The 17279-nt window shown below is 57.6% G+C and carries 18 protein-coding genes; 8 read left to right on the forward strand and 10 right to left on the reverse strand.

Annotation, left to right across the window (positions count from 1 at the left end; genetic code table 11):
• Nucleotides 1-5: 5 nt before the first annotated feature.
• A complete protein-coding gene (locus tag ACR0D7_RS03650; protein WP_480677775.1) occupies nucleotides 6-956 on the reverse strand; it encodes an ABC transporter substrate-binding protein in 951 nt (316 codons plus the stop codon).
• A 417-nt stretch (nucleotides 957-1373) separates the two neighbouring features.
• Between ACR0D7_RS03650 and ACR0D7_RS03655 the strand changes: the two genes are divergently transcribed.
• Complete coding sequence (locus tag ACR0D7_RS03655) at nucleotides 1374-2036, forward strand: DNA-3-methyladenine glycosylase I (RefSeq protein ID WP_480677776.1); 663 nt, start codon at nucleotides 1374-1376, stop codon at nucleotides 2034-2036.
• Nucleotides 2037-2095: 59 nt separating this feature from the next.
• Complete coding sequence (locus tag ACR0D7_RS03660; protein WP_438826425.1) at nucleotides 2096-2764, forward strand: hypothetical protein; 669 nt, start codon at nucleotides 2096-2098, stop codon at nucleotides 2762-2764.
• 3 nt (nucleotides 2765-2767) lie between these two features.
• Here the strand turns inward: ACR0D7_RS03660 and ACR0D7_RS03665 are convergent, their stop codons facing one another.
• Nucleotides 2768-3172, reverse strand: a complete 405-nt coding sequence (locus tag ACR0D7_RS03665; RefSeq protein ID WP_480677777.1) for a c-type cytochrome — start codon at nucleotides 3170-3172, stop codon at nucleotides 2768-2770.
• 92 nt (nucleotides 3173-3264) lie between these two features.
• Here ACR0D7_RS03665 and ACR0D7_RS03670 point away from each other — a divergent pair, with 92 nt between their 5' ends.
• Nucleotides 3265-3702, forward strand: coding sequence for a DMT family transporter (locus ACR0D7_RS03670; RefSeq protein ID WP_480677778.1), 438 nt, complete (start codon nucleotides 3265-3267; stop codon nucleotides 3700-3702).
• On the opposite strand, the gene ACR0D7_RS03675 is transcribed toward ACR0D7_RS03670, so the two are convergent.
• The 3 genes from ACR0D7_RS03675 to proS all read right to left on the reverse strand — a co-directional run bounded on the left by ACR0D7_RS03675 (nucleotide 3686) and on the right by proS (nucleotide 8027).
• Nucleotides 3686-4372, reverse strand: a complete 687-nt coding sequence (locus ACR0D7_RS03675) for an ABC transporter ATP-binding protein (RefSeq protein WP_480677779.1) — start codon at nucleotides 4370-4372, stop codon at nucleotides 3686-3688. The genes ACR0D7_RS03670 and ACR0D7_RS03675 overlap by 17 nt on opposite strands.
• Nucleotides 4365-5660: a lipoprotein-releasing ABC transporter permease subunit gene (locus tag ACR0D7_RS03680; protein WP_480677780.1), complete on the reverse strand. Its 1296-nt coding sequence runs from the start codon at nucleotides 5658-5660 to the stop codon at nucleotides 4365-4367. The genes ACR0D7_RS03675 and ACR0D7_RS03680 overlap by 8 nt, the downstream gene beginning before the upstream one ends.
• A 1026-nt stretch (nucleotides 5661-6686) precedes the next feature.
• Entirely contained in the window at nucleotides 6687-8027 is a 1341-nt protein-coding gene (gene proS, locus ACR0D7_RS03685; protein ID WP_480677781.1) for a proline--tRNA ligase, read from the reverse strand.
• Between the two features lie 167 nt (nucleotides 8028-8194).
• Between proS and ACR0D7_RS03690 the strand changes: the two genes are divergently transcribed.
• The 5 genes from ACR0D7_RS03690 (at nucleotide 8195) to ACR0D7_RS03710 (ending at nucleotide 13992) form a co-directional block, all read left to right on the forward strand.
• Nucleotides 8195-9559 (forward strand): FAD-dependent oxidoreductase, encoded by a 1365-nt coding sequence (locus ACR0D7_RS03690; RefSeq protein ID WP_480677782.1) that lies wholly within the window; start codon nucleotides 8195-8197, stop codon nucleotides 9557-9559.
• Entirely contained in the window at nucleotides 9559-10533 is a 975-nt protein-coding gene (locus ACR0D7_RS03695; RefSeq protein WP_480677783.1) for an isopenicillin N synthase family dioxygenase, read from the forward strand. The genes ACR0D7_RS03690 and ACR0D7_RS03695 overlap by 1 nt, the downstream gene beginning before the upstream one ends.
• Nucleotides 10534-10613: 80 nt before the next feature.
• A complete protein-coding gene (locus tag ACR0D7_RS03700) occupies nucleotides 10614-11708 on the forward strand; it encodes an AI-2E family transporter (RefSeq protein ID WP_480677784.1) in 1095 nt (364 codons plus the stop codon).
• The gene (locus ACR0D7_RS03705) at nucleotides 11709-12398 is read left to right on the forward strand and encodes a P-loop NTPase family protein (protein WP_480677785.1); all 690 of its coding nucleotides are present in this window, start codon (nucleotides 11709-11711) and stop codon (nucleotides 12396-12398) included. It begins immediately after the preceding gene.
• A 49-nt stretch (nucleotides 12399-12447) separates the two neighbouring features.
• Nucleotides 12448-13992 (forward strand): Ppx/GppA family phosphatase, encoded by a 1545-nt coding sequence (locus tag ACR0D7_RS03710; RefSeq protein WP_480678002.1) that lies wholly within the window; start codon nucleotides 12448-12450, stop codon nucleotides 13990-13992.
• Between the two features lie 3 nt (nucleotides 13993-13995).
• Here ACR0D7_RS03710 and ACR0D7_RS03715 read toward each other — a convergent pair whose 3' ends face one another.
• The 5 genes from ACR0D7_RS03715 to ACR0D7_RS03735 are packed head-to-tail and all read right to left on the reverse strand — an operon-like array spanning nucleotide 13996 to nucleotide 17201.
• Entirely contained in the window at nucleotides 13996-14367 is a 372-nt protein-coding gene (locus ACR0D7_RS03715) for a hypothetical protein (RefSeq protein WP_480677786.1), read from the reverse strand.
• Between the two features lie 37 nt (nucleotides 14368-14404).
• Nucleotides 14405-15382, reverse strand: a complete 978-nt coding sequence (locus ACR0D7_RS03720; RefSeq protein WP_480677787.1) for an endonuclease/exonuclease/phosphatase family protein — start codon at nucleotides 15380-15382, stop codon at nucleotides 14405-14407.
• 5 nt (nucleotides 15383-15387) lie between these two features.
• Nucleotides 15388-16068, reverse strand: coding sequence for a TerB family tellurite resistance protein (locus ACR0D7_RS03725; RefSeq protein WP_480677788.1), 681 nt, complete (start codon nucleotides 16066-16068; stop codon nucleotides 15388-15390).
• A 45-nt stretch (nucleotides 16069-16113) separates the two neighbouring features.
• Entirely contained in the window at nucleotides 16114-16602 is a 489-nt protein-coding gene (locus ACR0D7_RS03730; protein ID WP_480677789.1) for an N-acetyltransferase family protein, read from the reverse strand.
• Nucleotides 16599-17201, reverse strand: coding sequence for a VOC family protein (locus ACR0D7_RS03735; RefSeq protein WP_480677790.1), 603 nt, complete (start codon nucleotides 17199-17201; stop codon nucleotides 16599-16601). The genes ACR0D7_RS03730 and ACR0D7_RS03735 overlap by 4 nt, the downstream gene beginning before the upstream one ends.
• Nucleotides 17202-17279: the final 78 nt, after the last annotated feature.

A 17279-nucleotide genomic window follows, 5' to 3' on the forward strand; every position in this document is an offset into this window, starting at 1 on the left:
CAGGCTCACTGAGTTGCCGCGTCAACGACCGGACGCCATTTGCCTTCGTTCTCGGCCATCCATGCGGCGACGACCTCTTCGACGGAGCCGCCATCAACGTCGATTGCGCCCATCATCGGCTGTTGGTCTTCGACCGCCAGTTGATAGTTGGTCAGGATCTCATAGGCGGCTGGCCATTTGTCCGCCATGCCGCTCCACCCTGCCTTGAAGATCCGCGAGGGCGAGAAATCACAATCATTCACCGCATTCGGGTTCGGACCCCAAGCCGGATCAGTAAAGCAAGCCTCCTCGCCTGCGGGTAGGTCCACAAACTGCACGTCATAGGCGGACATCGCCCAATGCGGCTGCCAGAATGTGATCAACAGGGGCGATTTCCGCTCGGTCGAAGCACGCAGCTCGGCGATCAGAGCGCCTTCGGAACCTGCAGGAACAGCTTTGAATGGAAGTTCCAATCCAGTCATTCGATCCGCGCCGGGTGTGCCCCAATCCGCCGGATAATCGACAAGACGACCGCCCGGTAGCGTTTCAGCCGTGGCAAATACCTGCGCACAGTCCTTCAACGCTTCCCACGCAGGCAGACCTGGGCACAGGTCGGCGACGTGCGCCGGGTATGCAATACCCTCTTTGGCGTCCAGCCCCAGATCACCGATTTCGACAACTGTTCCTTCTTCGATTTTCTTGGCGTATTCGTCGGATACGTTGGACGACCAGATTTCCAGCGTCGCATCAATGTCGCCATCGGCCAGCGCCTGGAACTGGTTCATCATGCCTGCAGTGACGTATTCCACGTTGTAACCTGCGGCTTTCAGCATCTCGCCCGCAACATGGGTGGTGACATGCTGACCGGTCCATTCGTTAATCGCCAGTTTGATCGGCTCATCCACGGCGCCCATATCAGCGGCATAGGCGGAACTGGCAACGGTCATTGCCAACAGGCTTACACTGAGTTTTTTCATCGACATTACTCCCTGTCATATTTTGTTTTTGCCCACCCGGCGCGAAGTCTGACACCGGAAAGCTTGTCTAACGACAATACCATGTCGCAACATGCACAAAATCAGCCGGAAAAGGGAAGTGAACTATTCGAGCTAAAGCGGATTTATCGCCATATAGCCCAACAATTTTTCCCCCACCTGCTGCGTCGTGCAGAACGCTCAGCCCCCGGTTTTCGTATTTTCTGGGTTTTGAGGTTGACTGACGAGTCAATCAGAAACCCGATTCCCCCTTTTTGTCGAGCATTTCTTTTTCTTTTCCGCTGTTTTTTTCTGCCTTGTTTCAAACTTGGCAGGATCGGTTACGCGTAAAGCGATCAAGATTATGGGCCTTGAAACTGCGCGCCCAACACGCAAGCTTGCCAATGGAGGACCCTGCAGATGCATCACTTCGACGAGATCTTCACCATGGCCGCGAACCGCCACGGCGGTCCGGGCGCTCTGAACGAAAAGCTGCGCAAACCCAAAAGCATAACCGAGCTGGCTGAAATGCCGGATGATCGCTGGTTGTCTATTATCACCAAGACCATCTTTCAGGCAGGGTTCAACTGGAAGGTCATCGAAAACAAATGGGACGGGTTCGAGACTGCCTTTGACGGGTTCGACGTCGGGCGCTGTGCGTTCATGGATGATGAGAAATTCGATACCCTGCTGCAGGACAAGCGCATTGTGCGTAACGGCACCAAGATCGCCGCTGTTCGGGACAATGCGGCCTTTTTGCTAGAGCTGCGTCAGGAAGGCGGAGTAGGACACATTCTGGGCGGGTGGCCTTCGACCGACTACATTGGCCTGCTCGCGATGCTGGGCAAGCGCGGCTCACGTCTTGGCGGGGCCTCGGCCCAATATGCGATGCGGTTTGCTGGGCGCGACAGTTTCATCCTGTCGCAGGATGTAACGGCTCGCCTGATCGCTGAAGGTATCGTCGACAAAGCCCCGAGTTCAAAAAAGGCAATGGCAGCCGTACAAGACGCCTTCAACACATGGATGGATCAATCCGGGCGGTCGCTGACCGAAATCAGCCGCGTTTTGGCGATGAGCCTGTGAAAACCTGTTGCAGAGCGGATGCATCGGATTAGGCTTGGTTTATGGCTTGGCGAATTTTTATGACGTTTTTGTTGATGCTGGCCTCCTGTGGTCGCCCGCTAACTGATCAGGAGCGCGCGTTTGCGAGTGCCGTTCAAGGCGACACGCTGAATCTGGACCGAGTACGCCTAGTCGAAGGTGCACCAGTCGCACCGATTACCTACTATCGAAAATCCCGCCCCCGCCTTGCATGCCGCGAACGTATTCTGCCGCCTCCGAAAGAGGGGGTTGTTACCGGCAAGCCCGCTGCTGTCGCTCTGTTCAATAAGGTCTATTTCACGCAGGACTGGTATCTTGAGGACTACATGTCCGAGTTTCCCGATCAGATGAATCTGATCGCCGCTATGTTGCTGGCCCATGAGCTTACCCATGTCTGGCAATGGCAGAACCGAAAGACCACCGGTTACCACCCACTGCGGGCTGCCGCCGAACACGGTGGCAGCAAAGATCCTTATCTGTTCGATCTGGAAACGTCGCCCGATTTTCTGGCTTACGGGTTCGAGCAACAAGGCGCAATTGTCGAGGAATATGTCTGTTGCCGGGCGCTTGACCCGCAAGCCCCTCGTACGCAGCGCCTGCACGACATGCTGGGTGAACATTTCGATCTGGCGCAACTGCCGGACCAGCCACGCGAACGCGCCGTGGTCATCCCCTGGAGCGGGGCCGAGATCGAAGGCATTTGCCGCTAAGGATTACTGCCCCTGCAACGTCTCAAGATAGGCGACCAGATCCACAATCGGCTGACTTGTCAGTATCGGCTGGCCTGCCGGGGTTTTCATTGAAGTGTCCTGCCCGTCGAAATATGGCCCGTAGACCGGCATCGGACTACCATGGCTAACCAACGGGTCGCGCCCGTCAATCCGCGCAACGACACGGGCTGTTGGAAACACCCCATCCTCTCCGGCCAGTTTGGTAAGGTCTGGTGGCTGAATGACCAGCACGCCCGCCATCGGGCCATGCCCGGTTGCATCAGTTCCGTGGCAGGTCGCGCAGTAATGTTGAAACAGCTCGGCCCCAGTTGCCACATCCTGCGCTGCGGCCGGTGAGGTCGCCGCGAGCAGCCCGATTGATATTGCCGTCATTAGCGGTCTGGTCATCGCATCCTCCTGTCACGATTGACATTTGCAGGCTTGCCCGGCGGGCGGCTTGGCGCAATGATCCAGATCAACGAAGCAGGAGGATACGGGCAATGACACAATACGCAGCCATCATGCTGGCCGCCGGGATTGGCGTTCCGATCCTTGCAGCATTGAATGCCGCCCTTGGAAAACTGATCGGGTCTCCGACCGCAGCCGCTGTCGTCCTGTTTGCCATCGCGTTCGGTGCATCCGCACTGGTGATGCTGGTTTTCCCCGGAATGGACGCGCTGGCCAAGGTCGCACAAGCCCCCAAGCACCTTTTGCTTGCGGGTGTTTTGATTGCCTTCTACGTGCTGTCGATTACCCATGTGGCGCCGCATTTCGGCGTCGGCAACGCAGTGTTCTTTGTGCTGCTGGGTCAGCTGATCAGCACCGCAGCCATTGACCATTTCGGCCTGTTCGGCGCGCAGGTCACACCCCTGACATGGGTACGCGCGGGTGGTATTGCGGTCATGGCGGCGGGTGTCGCCATCACTCAACTGGCTTGAGCACTCCGCCTTCAAGCCGCAGCTTGCGATCCATCCGCGCTGCCAGGTCCATGTTATGCGTGGCGATCAACGCCGAGAGCCCTTCTTCGCGCACCAAAGCCATCAAGGCGTCAAACACCTGATCCGAGGTCTCGGGGTCCAGATTGCCTGTAGGCTCATCCGCCAGCAGAATACGCGGCTTGTTGGCAAGCGCCCGGCAAAAAGCAACCCTCTGTTGTTCGCCCCCTGATAGTGCTGCTGGGCGGTGATCCGCGCGCGCGGCAACACCGACGCGTTCCAGCAAAGACATCGCCCGTGCCTGCGCCGTCTTCTCGGACACCCCGTTGGCCAGTTGCGGCAGGGTGATGTTTTCCAGCGCCGTGAACTCGGGCAGCAAGTGATGGAACTGATAGACAAACCCCACGTCCTGTCGTCGCAGGGTGGTGCGGGATCGATCGCCCTTGCCCTTGACAGCCTGGCCCGCGATTTCGACCGACCCGCCGTCAGGTGTGTCTAACAACCCCGCAATATGCAGAAGGGTCGATTTGCCCGCCCCTGAGGGCGCGACCAGTGCCACCGCTTCGCCCGCGCGCAGTTCAAGATCGGCACCGCGCAGCACCTGCACCTCGCCCGGCGTGCCTTTCAGATAGGTTTTGGTCAGACCGTTCAGCCGCATCGTCACATCATTCATAGCGCAGCGCCTCAACCGGGTTCAGCCGCGCCGCGCGGCGGGCGGGGAAATAGGTAACAAAGAAAGACAAACCCAATGACAACCCAATCGCCTTGAGCACATCCGACAAGTGCAACTCGGCAGGCAGCGCATAGATGCCTCGAATTGAGGGGTCCCAGACACCGCCGCCCATGATGTAATTCACGAACGAAAAGATCGGGTCGATATAGATTGCGAAGAGGCAGCCCAGAACGACGCCCATCGCCGTACCAATAATTCCCGTGAACGCACCGCAGATGAAGAAGACCCGCAGAACCGAACCTTCGCTCAGCCCGATTGTTCGCAGGATGCCGATATCGCGGCCCTTGTTCTTTACCAACATGATCAAGCCCGAAACGATGTTCATTGCGGCGATCAGAACGAGGATCGACAGGATGATGAACATCACGTTGTCTTCGACCTCAAGCGCACGCAGGAACCCGCCCGAGGCGTCCTGCCAAGTCCAGATCTGGCTGCGCTCGCCTGCCGCCTCAAGGATCGGGATCAGGATCGGGGTCAGCTCTTCGGGGCGTTCGACCATCACCTCGATCTCATCCGCCACACCCTCGCGGTTGAAAAAGCTCTGTGCCTGCTCGAACGGCATATAGACGCGGGTGCGGTCGATATCATAGCGTCCAGCTGAGAACACATAGACCACGCGATAGGCATTCACACGCGGCGAGGTACCAAACGCCGTTTTCACCCCGTTTGGCGAGGTCAATTTGACCGTATCCCCAACGGTCGCACCGATGCTGCGCGCTACGCCGGACCCGATGGCAATGACGTCTTCTCCATTCTGGAACTGAGACAGGTCTCCCACGGCCTGCTCGCTTTCGGCCACACCGGGCAGGTCCAACAGGTCATCGGGTTGGATACCGAATACCTCAACCCCGCTGCTACGCTCGCGGTTGGTGATCAGCACCTGCCCTTTGACCAGAGGCGCGGCCCGCTCAACCCCCGGCACCTGAGCAATACGGTCGGCGACACTGTCGTAGTCTTCAATGGTGCGATCCAGATTGCCTTGCGCATCGAAATTGCCCGCCGAATAAACCGTGACATGCGCGTTGGCCCCCAGAATGGTGCCCACGAATTCCGACCGGAAACCAGACCGCACGGCCAACGTTGCGATCAGGGCAAACACCGCCAGTGTTATCCCGATCAGCGATATCCAAGTCATCACGCTGACGCCGCCCTCAGCCCGGCGTGCGCGCAGGTATCGCCAAGCGATCTTCCATTCAAAAGGGGCAAAGGGCGGGGGCGTCTTGGCCATGTCTGCTCCGGGTATTTTAGTTTGGCGCGACCCTTTCGGCATTTCACCAAATGGTCAAGCTGGTTATGCCCGCCCCGCATCACGATAGGCAACTCTGCGACTATTCAGAGGTGCAGTTCCACGCGAATCACTTCCAAAGCCGGAAAGGTCACTCTGGCAAAAGGAGACAAAGGGGATGGTGGCTACCCCCTTGGTTGTGAATCATTTCACAGACATACCCCTAATGTTTCAGTTATGAAGTCAATTGGCACATTGCGTGAGCAACTGAACTGAATATGCCACATCAATTAAGCAGCTTTATTTCGCCTTTTGCTTATTTTGGGAAATTTTGTCACCATAGAGCTGAGGGGGACACCATTTTAAGAGCGGGAGTCGCTCATGTTTGTAAAGAGTAAGACGGAATTATTGGGCCCGATTTTAGTCCGAAATTCTTCAACAGAACTTGATTGTGAAACTGCGGCGCTTTTACGTGCAACCATTCGCCCCGTCTTTGACACAGCGGCAAGCTGGGCGAGCCTGACAGACATCCTAAAAGACAAAGGGTACCGCCTTGTGTTTCGTCAGGGGCGGTTGTGCATTACGGATCGCAAAACTGGTCAAAGGGTCTGCGGGATACGTTTTCTAGGGTTCGAACTAAGGGATCTGGTCAAACGTCTGGGGCGTCCGATCGTCGTGGCGCGCGGCAACAGTGCCGATGGCGATATCTTGGCTGAACGCCCGGAGCCCAAACGGCCCCAATAGATCCACCTGGACCGAACCTTGCAGCGCAGGGTTTTAGTCCGGCTAAAAAGCCGGACCCGGACGATGGTTGCTGCAACGAAGATTTGAGCAAATTGCCCCGGAGATCCGAGTTTCGCAATCAGTCGTGAGTGCCACAGCAGAATTGACTGCACCGATCCACATGTGTGACGGGCGATCCACGTAAAACTAAATACAGTTTAATGTGGCGAGGATGATATCGCCACACCGGGCTTAGCCTGTTCCCGTTTTACTGCGACCGCCGAGGAAAACAGCCGATGTCCCTGTTCAAACTGTTCGCTCGTAAATTTCAGCAACTTTCGTCACGGCGGCTTCGGGGCTCAGCTCCTCACTTTCGCCGGTGCGGCGGCAGGTCAGTTCGACCACACCGTTTTTCAGGCCGCGCGGCCCAACGGTAATGCGCCAGGGCAAGCCGATCAGGTCCATGGTAGCGAACTTGCCACCTGCCCGTTCATTACGGTCGTCATACAGCGGCTCAAGCCCCAAAGCCGTCAACGCGCTATAGATTTTGTCGCATGCGGCGTCGGCCTCATCATCACCTTGCTTGAGGTTGACTATGCCGCAATGGAACGGAGTCACTCCTTCGGGCCAGATGATGCCCTTGTCGTCGTGGCTGGCTTCGATGATCGCGCCGATCAGGCGGCTGACGCCGATACCATGGCTGCCCATATGGACTGGAACCGGTTTGCCATCAGGGCCTTGCACTGTCGCGCCCATCGCCTCGGAATACTTTGTGCCGAAATAGAAGATCTGGCCGACCTCAATCCCGCGTGCCACGCGGCGCCGTTCTTCGGGGATTTCGTTGAAGAGTGCCTCGTCGTGGGTCTCGTCTGTGCGGGCGTATTTCGAGGTGAACTCTTCAAGGATCGCCTGACACTGCTCGCGGTTGTCATAGTCGATCTGCCGGTCACCAAAGGTCAGGTCGGTGACGGCGCTGTCATAGAATACTTCTGACTCACCGGTTTCAGCCAGAACCAGGAATTCGTGCGTGTCATCGCCACCGATGGGGCCGGAATCGGCGCGCATCGGGATGGCTTGAAGGCCCATGCGTTCATAGGTGCGCAGATAGCTGACCAAGTGACGGTTGTAAGCGTGCAATGCGTCTTCTTTGTTCAGGTCAAAGTTATAGCCGTCCTTCATATAGAACTCGCGCCCGCGCATCACGCCGAAACGCGGACGGATCTCGTCGCGGAATTTCCACTGGATCTGGTACAGGGTCAGCGGCAGGTCCTTGTAGCTGCTGACATGGCCGCGGAAGATATCGGTCACCAATTCCTCGGCGGTCGGCGTATAAAGCATGTCGCGGCCGTGACGGTCCTGCATCCGCAGCATTTCCTGACCGTAGTCGTCGTAACGGCCGGACTCGCGCCACAGGTCAGCCGATTGCAGGATCGGCATCTGAATCGCGATGTGACCTGCGCGCGCCTGCTCCTCATGCACGATGTTTTCCAGCTTGCGCAGGACTTTGAAACCCAGCGGCAACCAGGAATAAATTCCGGCGGCAGCCTGCTTGATCATCCCGGCGCGCAGCATCAGCCGGTGGCTGACGATCTGAGCCTCGGACGGGTTTTCCTTGAGAACGGGCAGAAAGTAACGGCTGAGGCGCATTTTGAACCTTTAAAGGTGAATTTGGACTTCAAAGGTCATTATTCCAAAGCCCCGCCGGGGGCAATCGGCCATTGGTGATTTTGCGACCCGAAGCCGGTCGGTTTTCTGATTGACCCACCAGTTAGGGTTTTCGATGGTATCGACAGTGTAAAACCCATGAGGCACCAATGCAGACCATTCAGGAACCCGCCCGTCAGATCCCTGTTGTTCATAAAACTGACGTTCTGGTCGTAGGTTCAGGCCCCGCTGGATTGTCCGCAGCGCTGGCCGCAGCACGCGCAGGGGCCGAAGTGTCTCTGGTCGACCGGTTCGGCTGCATGGGCGGAAACATCACCGCTGTTGGCGTCGAGGGCTTCGCTTGGTACCGCCATGAGCAGACCGTCGAGGCCGGTGGTATTGGCCTGGAGTTCGAAACCCGCGCCAAAGAGATGGGTGCGGCGGTGCCGGAAAGCCAGTCGCTCAGCTATGAGCTGGACAGCGAAGGTTTTAAGCTGGTGGCCGACAAACTGGTCGAAGAGTCTGGCGTGCATCCGATGCTGCACCGGCAATTTGTTGCTCCGATAATGGAAGGCGACCGGATCACCGGCATCATCACCGAATCCAAGGCCGGGCGCGAAGCAATTCTGGCCCGCGTTGTGATTGACGCCACGGGTGACGCCGATGTCGCCCATCGCGCGGGCGCGCCAACCTACAAGACCGCGCCTGAGGAAATGATGGCGGCCTCGGTCATGTTCCATCTGGCCGGCGTCGACAAGCGCGCCTTCATGGAGGGCGTCAAGGCCGATCCGCAGACCTACAAGGATTGGGGTGGCGGCGGTGAGTGGAACATCGAAACATCTGGCAAAGAGGACGACATGTTCTCGCCCTTCGTCAAGAAACCGTTCCAGCAGGCCATCGAACAAGGTCTGATCCCGCCGCATCTGAACACCATCGCGGGCACATGGGGTGCGGTGCACGATACCGGTGAGCTGACTTACATGAACCTGATCCATATGGATGGGATAGACGGCACCGATCCTGACAGCCTGACCCGTGGCGAAATCGAAGGCCGCCGTCAGTCGATGCTGGCCATCGAGGCCCTGCGCCGTTTCATGCCCGGCTGCGAAAACGCGCGTTTGCGGAATTTTGGGATGACGATCGGCATCCGCGACACCCGCAAGATCGATGCGGTCTACAACATGACCGAGGACGACGCCCGCCATCAGGGCCGGTTCGAGGACACGATCGGCATCTACCCTGAATTCATCGACGGATACGGCATCCTGATTTTGCCCACGACGGGACGGTATATGCAGATCCCGTACCGCTCGATGCTGCCAAAAGGGATCAAGGGCCTATTGGTCGCGGGCCGGTCACACGGGGCGGACCGGGTTGCCCATGCCGCCACCCGCAATATGTCCTGCTGTGCAGTCATGGGCCAAGGTGCAGGTATTGCGGCTGCTCTGTCATTGAAAAGCAATCAGGATCTGCATGAATTGAACCTTGCACCGGTCCATGCCGAGCTAAACCGGCAAGGCGTAAGGATCCATTGATGGATCGTATCCCCACAATCGACATAACTCCGCTGCACGGCGGGACGCATCCGCAATACGATCAAGCCGTTCAGGAGGTCATGAAGGCTTGTACCGAGATCGGTTTCTTGTCGATCACTGGCACAGGTATTTCGCAAGAAACGGTCGCAGGCGTCCGGTCCAAGGTTCGTGCCATCTTTGCCATTGAAGAAAGCGCCAAATGGGATCAGGCGATAACCCGAGAGAACTATCGCGGGTTCATCCCCATGGGGTTCTTCACGCCGAACGACGGTTCAGGTAAGGCCGATAAATACGAAGGTTACAAGCTGCATTACGATGTGGCCGAAGATGCACCCATTCGCAAAGAATGTGCGCTGTACGGCCCAAATGTCTGGCCGCCGCAGGTGCCAGAGGCGCGCGGCACCATACTTGATTATTGGTCTCAACTGGATCACGTGGCCGACATGCTTTTGGGCGCACTCGAAACCGGGTTGGGGTTGGAGCAGCGCCAATTGCGTGATGCCTTCCGGCATCCGATGACCAACATGACACTGCTGCACTATCCGCCTCAGAAACCGGATGAGGGTGGCTATGGCATCCATCCCCACAAAGACACCGACGCCCTAACCATCATCGCCCCTGATCCCGTTGGCGGGCTTGAGGTACAGACCCGCGACGGAGGTTGGATCACGCCTGATTGCCCGCCGGGCGGGTTCATCGTCAACATCGGCGACATGCTGGAACTGTGGTCGGGCGGGAGATTGAAATCCACGCCTCATCGGGTAGTCAACCGCTCAGGCCAGGAACGCTATTCCTTCCCTTATTTTGCGGTGCCGCGCCACGATGTCGTGGTTGCCCCCCTCTTGCCGCCCCTACCCGGCTTTGACCGCCCGACCGTCCATTGCGGTCACTGGTCTGCGGAAATCTGGCGCACCAACTGGCCGGATGAAACCACGCATGACGACACGCCCGAACTGGGTACACTTCATGACTGACGCGCCGACCACGTAGCGCTTGCATCACAGGGCTGCATGCGCCAAGAACACCTGCAAGAGCCGACAACAAGAGGACAGCCATGGCTTTGCCGGTGAAGGATCAGCTCAAGTACTGGGGGATTGCTGCGGCGATATTTGTGCTGCTGCTGTGGGCACTTGGCGATGTTCTGCTGCCCTTTGTGATCGGCGGAGCCATAGCCTATTTCCTTGACCCCATTGCCGACCGGTTAGAGGCGGCAGGGCTGTCTCGGGTGGCGGCGACAGGCGTTATCACGATTGTCGGGATTCTGGGCTTTGTCCTCGTCATTCTGATGATCGTACCTGCCCTTATCACGCAGCTGATTGATCTGGTCGAAGTGCTGCCAAGCCTCTTCAAGGAGCTGCGCGGTTTTATTGAAAGACAGTTCCCATCTCTGCTGGACAGCGAATCCAGCACACATCAGGCGCTGGTTTCCTTGGGCGAAACTCTGCAATCGAAAACCGGCGACGTGCTGCAATCGGTCGTGGCGTCGCTTGGTTCGGCGATTAACGTCGTAGTTTTGCTGGTCATCGTTCCGGTGGTTGCCGTTTACCTGCTGCTGGACTGGGACCGCATGATCGCCCGGATAGGAGAGCTGCTGCCTCGCGATCACGCCCCTACGATCAAGCGTTTGGCGGGTGAGATTGACGACGTTCTGGCCTCGTTCGTGCGCGGCATGGGAACCGTGTGCCTTATCCTGGGTACCTACTATGCAGTTGCGCTGATGATCGTCGGCCTGCAATTCGGCCTGATCGTAGGCTTCATTGCCGGGCTGGTCACTTTCATCCCCTATCTTGGTGCCTTGATCGGTGGCACGCTTGCCATTGGTCTGGCGCTGTTTCAGTTTTGGGGTGACTGGGTTCATATTGGTCTGGTTGCTGGCATCTTTGCTTTGGGTCAGGTGACCGAAGGCAATTTCCTGACCCCAAAACTGGTTGGCCACTCAGTCGGGCTGCACCCGGTCTGGCTGTTGCTGGCCCTGTCTGTCTTTGGTGCCTTGTTCGGTTTTGTGGGCATGCTGGTCGCGGTACCCGTTGCTGCCGCGCTGGGTGTAGTGGCACGGTTCCTGACCTCGGTTTATCTGGAGAGCCGCCTCTTTACCGGTCTCGACGGACTGAATGGCGGCGTCGACATGCCGAAGCAGGAAGACGAATAAATGCCCCAACAACTCAGCTTTGATCTTCCGGCCAAAACCGCTCTGGGCCGCGAGGATTTCTTTGTCTCGCCAGCCAATGCGCTGGCCGTTGCGATGATCTCGGCCAACTCATGGCCAGGAAACAAGCTGGTGCTTAGCGGCCCTGCCGGGGCAGGTAAGACACATCTGGCTCATGTCTGGGCCGCTGAAACTGGCGGGCGGATCATTCAGGCCCGCGACGTACAATACGAGGATGTACCCGAATTCGCCCGAACCCCGATTGCGGTCGAAGATGTTCCAATGGTCGCGGATGACCTCGAACAGCAGAAAACATTGTTCCACCTGCACAATCTGGTGTTGGCGGAAGGCCATGCACTTTTGATGACCGGACGACTGGCGCCAAAGTTGTGGGAACTGCCTCTACCCGACCTGCAAAGCCGGATTGAGGGTGCTCATCACGTGGCGCTCGACCCGCCTGATGACGCTCTTTTGGGGGCGGTTCTGGCCAAACTGTTCGTTGACCGTCAGTTGAACCCTGGACCGGACGTGATCGCCTATCTGGTCAAGCATATGGACCGCCGTTTTGAAACTGCAGCCGATGTCGTGGCGCGGCTAGATCACCTGGCGCTGTCGGAAAAGCGGGAAATCACTCGCGCTCTGGCCATCAGAGTTTTGAACGCGGACATGACAGATGTCGCATCCGACAATTGACCCACACCCGGCGATTTCGCATTCTGGCGCTGGAATATCTGGAAAAGACATGGATCAGATCGCAGCAACCGACATCCCGGACTGGGGGCCTTTCGGAAAACCGTTGTTCGACAACCCTGAGGCACGCGCCTTATCGCGGGTGGGTGTGGTCGATGTCGGCTCAAACTCGGTCCGGATGGTGATCTTTGACGGGGCCGCGCGGTCTCCGGCCTATTTTTTCAATGAAAAAGTTATGTGCGAGTTGGGCGCGGGGCTTTCGGAAACCGGGCGATTGAATCCGCGCGGACGTGTACGCGCGTTGGCCGCACTCCGACGGTTCCGGCGGCTGGCCGATGATCTGGGGTTGCCGGGCCTGCATGTTGTTGCCACCGCAGCCGTGCGCGAAGCCAAGGACGGCCCGGATTTCTGTGCAGAGGTCAAATCGGAAACCGGTCTGACCGTTCAGATCATCGACGGAGGAGAAGAGGCGCGACTGTCCGCGCAAGGCGTATTGCTGGGCTGGCCGGGTGCCTATGGCCTGATCTGCGACATTGGCGGCTCGTCCATGGAACTGGCCGAAATCGGTGACGGCAATGTCGGACGCCGACTGACTTCGGCACTGGGTCCACTGAAACTGCGTGATATCAAAGGCGGGCGACGCGCCCGCAAGGCGCATATCAAAGCGACAATGGAAGAACTGCGCGATCAATTGGGACCGCAGCGGGATCGTCTGTTCCTTGTAGGCGGCAGTTGGCGCGCGTTCGCACGTCTTGACATGCTGCGTCAGGGATATCCATTGAACGTGCTACATGAATATCGCATGACCAGAAAGCAGGTACATCAGACCATCAAGTTCATCGAGAAATCCGACCCCGACGACCTGCGCGGCCCTGCGGGCGTCTCAAGTTCCCGTATGGCTCTGATCCCTTATGCGATGGACGTATTGGCGCGGCTGATCCGCACGTTCAAACCCAAAGACATCGCGATCTCAAGCTATGGAATCCGTGAAGGGTTGCTGTATGAACAAATGTCGCAAAATCTGCGCGACTGCGATCCGCTGATCGAGGCCAGCCGCTTTTCCGAAGCCAAGGATGCTCGCCTGCCCGGTTTTGGAAAACACCTGTACGACTTTGTCATGCCGCTGTTCAAATCGGCTCCTGAAACGCGCGTCCGCTTGATCAAAGCGGCCTGTTTGCTGCACGACGTCAGTTGGCGCGCGCATCCCGATTATCGCGCTGAGGTCTGTTTTGACTACGTTACCCGCGCCAATCTGAGCGGGCTGAAACATTCCGAACGGGTCTTTATCGGCCTCGCCCTGCAGCACCGGTATCGCAACAAGCGTGAGGGTAACCGGTTCGAACCTCTGTATAAATTGCTGGATGAGAAAGACCAGAAACAGGCCGAGATTCTGGGCAAAGCCATGCGCTTCGGTGCCATGCTTTGGATGCAGAGCGACGCCACCATGGGCACCCTGCGGTTCTACCCGAAAAAGCGCAAGCTCGAGCTGTTGCTGCCCAAGGCCGGTAGTCTCTTGTTCAACGAAGTGGCAGAATCGCGCCTCAACTCGCTGGCAAATGCCCTGAAATCCGAAACCCACGTGATCGTTCGGGACTGACAGTCAGATTTCTGTCGCACCATCCTCATCTTCGGGTTGCTCTGGCGTTTCCTGCTGATCCTGAGGCGGCTTTTTGCGGATGATGATGTCGCCATTAGGCAGCATCTCGGGCACCTCATAAGCGCTCCAATCCTCGATCTCACCAGCCATTTCAGCCAGAGCTGGTCCCATTTCTTCAAAAAACGACTGCATCGCCGGGCCGAATTGGCTGACCAGCCCTTGCAGATCCTCAAGCGCGGGCTCCATTTCCTGACGCAGACCTTCAAAAAACAGTTCGGCCCCCTGCTCCATCAGGGATTTGCCAGTGTCTTCTTCGGCATGGGCGGGCAGTGCCACTAAGATCGAGAGCGCACAAATCGGAAAAAGGTGTTTCATGGCCCGAATATAGGCAGTGTCATCTATTGATGAAAGGCTACAGATCGATATCCAGTGTCACCGGGAAATGATCCGAGGCCGTCAGCAGGGCTTGCTGCAGGTCCGGCGAAGACAGACATCCAGAATCTTTGAACGGATGCCAGATTCTCCAGGCCGGGCGCCGTGCACGCAAGGTTTCACTCACCATGATATAATCTAGCAAAGCCTCAAGATACTGCCCGTCCTCGCGGGCAAACCGAGCCGTTGATGGCGCTGCGTCTGTCCTTGTGGCGTTTGGATCAAACAAGCCGGTACGCAGCAGAATCTCAACTGATGAGCGCCCGAACAGGTTTTCAAACTCGTCCAGCCCCGGCCCATCGTTCAGATCGCCCAGCAGGATAACCTTATCATCGGCCTCGATATGCCCTTGCACACGCCGAGACAGCCATACCGCCTGAGCCAGTTGCTTGCGGCGGTTCGCAATAGAAATGCGGATCGCCTCGTCCCGAGATCCTGCACCGTGCGGCGCTTTGGATTTCAGATGTGCGCCGATCAAACGAAAATGCGCCCCATTTCGGGTCTCCACTGTCAATTCCATTGGCGGCTTGGAAAACTGTACGCGATCTTCGGTCGCGTCGATATCGAGGTCGATATGAAACACGTCGTCAAAACGTGGGGCCGCCGCGTCACCCGCGATCGGATCATGCCGCACTTTCAGCGCATCGGGATCGTACAGTAAAGCCAGTTCCTGATGGGTATCGTTGGCAAACCCCATAACCGCATGAGAGGTGCGAAGGGCAAATGCCTCGGCAAATTTCTGCAGCGCGCGTATGGTGTTTTGCGTTTTCCCGGTATTCGGCGCCTCGACGATCAGGATCGCGTCCGCGTCGAGCGCTGTCAGAACCTTGGCGATAGCCTCAACCTGTTGTGCCTTGGTGACATTGTGGCGACCGGACCAGCTATCGTCGACGACCAGATTATCTTTGCGGTCAAATAGGTTAGCGAACCATTCAATGTTATAGGTCGCCAGCCGCATGCAGATTAAGCCCGCGCGCCGTTGATCTCATCCCAGGCGCGATTGATGTCAATCATCTTCTTTTCGGCTAGACGGACGGCTTCCTCGGGCACACCGCGCGCCATCATAGCGTCGGGGTGCGTTTCGCGCACCAATTGACGCCAAACCTTGCGAATATCAGGCAGAGGCATGTCATGCGGCACACCCAGCACCGTATATGGATCTTTGGGAGCATCCGGTACGAAACGTTCGCGCAGGGCCATGAATTGCGCTTCGGTCTGGCCGAAAATGCGGCTGACCTCCTCCAGAAATTCATTCTCGTTCGGGTGATAGAACCCATCGGCCATGGCAATGTGGAACAACCCTTCCATCAAATCGCACAAGGTTGTGCTGTCATCGGCGAACATCCGGGCGATCTTGCGGGCATAGTCCTGGTATCCTGCAACATCGGTCCGAGCCATATCGAAGACGCGGGCCGCTCCGGCCTCATCGTCGCGCGCGATCTGGAAAACGTCGCGAAAGGCCGTGACCTCATCCCGCGTTACTTGTCCGTCGGCCTTGGCCATCTTTGCGCCCAACGCAATCACGGCAATTGCAAACGCGACCGAGCGTTCAGGCGGCGTACGCAGTTTCTCAAATACAGCCGTCAGGCTTTCACCTTGGGCCAGCGCGCTAAGCGCATCGGATATACGGGTCCAGATCGACATGAGGGCACCCTAGCGCCCCAAATCGCAACTGTCAGGTGCGACAGATCACTCCACAGAAAGAATTTTTTGCATCAGCACAAGATCCAGCCTTCTACCCCATTTGAACCCGACTTCGGGCATGTAGCCAACCTGCACAAACCCAAGCGCGGAATGAAAAGCTATTGCACCCGAATTGGCCGACGAAATCCCGGCCACCAAGACATGCACTCCGTCAGCACGCGCTGCCGTTTCGAGCGCTTCCATCAAAGCCCGTCCGGCCCCCTGCCCTCGAACTTGAGGGGCCAGTTGGATTGTGTGTTCGCGGCAATGGGCATAGCCCGGGCCCGTACGGAATCGCCCATAAGTGGCGAAGCCCATAACCTGCGCGGCATCTTCAACGACCACATACGCGGGTCCGCGCGCCTCAATATCAGCGGCTATGCTTTCTATACTGCGCTCATCTGTGGTGAAAGTAACCTGCGTGTCACGGATAATTGCATTGGTGATCGCTGCGATCGCCTCGGCGTCCGCGACCTGAGCCTGCCGGATGATCATTCCAGCACGCGCGGGCCATGGGGCGTTTCGAACTCAGCCCGCAGCGCGGCTGGCCCGGTGTCGAACACCACCTTTTCCAGATTGCCCAGTAACCGGGCCAGTTCCAACGCTTCGGGGTGATAAACAACCAAGCGTTGCAAGCTGCAACCACTATCCTGCAACATCTGCGCTGGGTGCAAATCACCATGCCATTGAATGAGCGCCGGAAACAGGTTGTCAAACGGCAACCTTCCATCCGGAGGGACCGCCATTTGCCACTTCAGCGCACCTCGGGTCAGTTCAATAGGCTGGCCCACATCATCACGGAAAGCGGACAGCGTAGCCTCGATATCGGAAACCCGGCAGATCCAGTTGGTCAGGCGGGCTGATCCAGCAAACTGGTCGAGGTCGAACCACCGGCTGCGTTCCACCTTTTGCGCCTTTGGATCTATTGCGATGGCCTCTAGATACAACCCATCCCGCAGCCCCAAAAGCCTGTTGTGTGTACCGAAAGCATCGTGTTTGCCGCCATCCTGCAGCGGCACTCCCAAGGCTTGTTCGATATGGGCGGAAGCTTCCTCCAATGTCTCGCCAGCAACGGCCAGATGATCCAGTAGCACGCGCGCCCTCCCCAAAAAATTTGACCAGACCCCGAAGGATCTGGTCGCATGTTTTCGCCAAAGGCACAAAATCACAAG

This window comes from Ruegeria sp. BB7 (genome assembly GCF_056539365.1).